Source organism: Paenibacillus zanthoxyli JH29, from assembly GCF_000520715.1.
GTDB lineage: Bacteria > Bacillota > Bacilli > Paenibacillales > Paenibacillaceae > Paenibacillus_AQ > Paenibacillus_AQ zanthoxyli.
This window is the reverse complement of the sequence record NZ_ASSD01000542.1, coordinates 1-484: the sequence shown is the minus strand read 5'-3', so window position 1 is coordinate 484 and position 484 is coordinate 1. Positions and strand designations below refer to the sequence as shown.

At 62.6% G+C, this 484-nt stretch carries 1 pseudogene; it reads left to right on the top strand.

The features are described 5' to 3' along the window. A pseudogene (locus L691_RS33040) lies at nucleotides 1-484 on the top strand (3'-5' exonuclease); the annotation flags it as partial.

Genomic DNA, 484 nt, shown 5'->3' with positions numbered 1-484 from the left:
GGAGGGGGGGGGAGCCGCTGCAGATCTATGACAAGAGCCTTCGGGCCATGCGCCCGGTTGCATACGGCGACATCGTGATTTTGCTGCGGTCCGCGAGCCTGTGGGCTCCGCTGATGCTGGAAGAGCTTCGGCTGGAGGGCATTCCGGCTTACGGCGGCCAGAACAGGGGCTATTTTCAGGCGACCGAAGTCGAGGTTATCCTTTCTCTGCTGAAAGTCGTGGACAACCCGCAGCAGGATATTCCGCTGGCCGGAACACTGCGCTCGCCTGTCGTCGGATTGACGGAGGAAGAACTGGCGAAGGTGCGCCTTTGCAGCGAAGGCTCGTTCTATGATGCGGTTATTGCGGCGGCCTCGGAAGGAATGGCAGCGGGCGGCGCGGGAAGCGCCAGGGAGAAGGCCACAACCACAGGCGTTGAGGAAGGCTTGGGTACGGCCGGCTCCGGGAGCGTCAGCGGATATGAAAGCGGCGGAGCATACGAACA